Raw genomic sequence first — 1,505 nt, 5'->3', positions numbered from 1 at the left:
TCTGGAGGGATTGCGATGCTTGGAAGGCAGAAGGTTCACGCCCGGCTGTTCTACGAATTCGATCTCGAGACGCATATCCCGTCTGACCATTTCCTCCGGGGTATCGACGGCTTTCTGGATCTGACCGATCTGCACGAGGAACTGCGCGGCTTCTACAGCCATACAGGACGGCCTTCGATCGATCCCGAGCTCATGATCCGGATGCTGGTGGTCGGTTATGTCATGGGGGTGCGGTCCGAGCGGCGCCTTTGCCAGGAGGTTCACCTCAACCTCGCCTATCGCTGGTTCTGCCGGCTCGGGCTAGAGGACAAGGTGCCGGATCATTCGAGTTTCTCGAAACTTCGGCATGGCAAGTTCCGCGAGAGTGACATCTTCCGCCACGTCTTCGAACGGGTGGTGGCCCAATGCATCGCCGATGGCCTGGTCGGCGGCCAAGGCTTTGCCGTCGATGCCAGCCTGATCAGTGCCGACGTCCAGAAGCAGAGCTCCAGCCGTCAGGGAGACTGGGACGCCTCCACCATCGATCCGGCGGAAGCCCCTAGGGCGGTGCGCGAGTATCTCGATACGCTGGATGAGGAGGCCTTCGGCGCGGCCACGCCCGTCAAACCCAAGTTCACGGCACACGCCGATCCTGCCAGTCAATGGACGGCAGCGCGCAAAGGACCTGCCTTCTTCGCTTATTCGGACAACTATCTGATCGACACGGATCACGGTATCATCATGGATATCGAGGCGACCCGGTCGGTGCGGCAGGCCGAGGTCGGATCCACGCTCACGATGCTGGACCGGACGGCAGAGCGCTTCGACATTCGCCCGGATTGGCTGGTGGCTGATACGGCCTATGGCTCCGAGGAAAGCCTGGTCGAGATCGTCCTGAAGCGGCGGATCCTGCCCTTCATCCCGGTGATCGACAAGGGCGAGCGCACGGATGGAACGTTGTCGCGCTCGGACTTCACTTGGGATGAGGAAAATGACCGCTACATCTGTCCGGACGGGAAGGATCTGCGACACACGCGGCGGAACTATTCCGATCCGGAGCGCTTCTCGACCGAGATGAAGCCGCGAAGGTATCGAGCTGCAAAAGCCGATTGTCAGGCGTGCCCCTTGAAGGCGAAATGCTGCCCGAACAACGAAACGCGCAGCCTGCAGCGCGGTAAGTACGAAATCGTGCGCGACTTCGCCCGAACCTGCACGGCGTCTGCCTTCAACGAGACGGCTTCGAGACGGCGCAAGAAGGTCGAAATGCTGTTCGCGCATCTGAAACGTATCCTGGGGCTCAGCCGATTGCGGTTGAGAGGGCCATTGGGAGTGAAGGACGAGTTCACACTCGCCGCGATCGCGCAAAACCTCCGGAAATTGGCCAAGCTCGCCCCCATGAACACACCCGCGACGTGGATCGCCTGAGAGGGCCGATCATGTGGGCGTCAGGCTTGCAGAAAATCCCCCGAAATCCCCTGCATCATCACCCCAAGGAGCAGATCGCCGACGAGTTTTTCAACGGCATC

The 1,505-nt window shown here is 60.7% G+C and carries 1 protein-coding gene; it reads left to right on the top strand.

Features of this window, described 5'->3' with window-relative positions; translation table 11 throughout:
- The first annotated feature begins 15 nt into the window (after positions 1 to 15).
- Positions 16 to 1,404: an IS1182 family transposase gene (locus DYS74_RS18375; protein WP_121535062.1), complete on the top strand. Its 1,389-nt coding sequence runs from the start codon at positions 16 to 18 to the stop codon at positions 1,402 to 1,404.
- Positions 1,405 to 1,505: the final 101 nt, after the last annotated feature.

The organism is Paenirhodobacter hankyongi (assembly GCF_003664585.1).
GTDB lineage: Bacteria > Pseudomonadota > Alphaproteobacteria > Rhodobacterales > Rhodobacteraceae > Rhodobacter > Rhodobacter hankyongi.
This window is presented reverse-complemented; position numbering and strand designations above follow the sequence as displayed.

Excerpts from the sequence above, each read along its gene's own strand:
- DYS74_RS18375 (WP_121535062.1), top strand. The coding sequence starts at position 16 with ATGCTTGGAAGGCAGAAGGTTCACGCCCGGCTGTTCTACGAATTCGAT.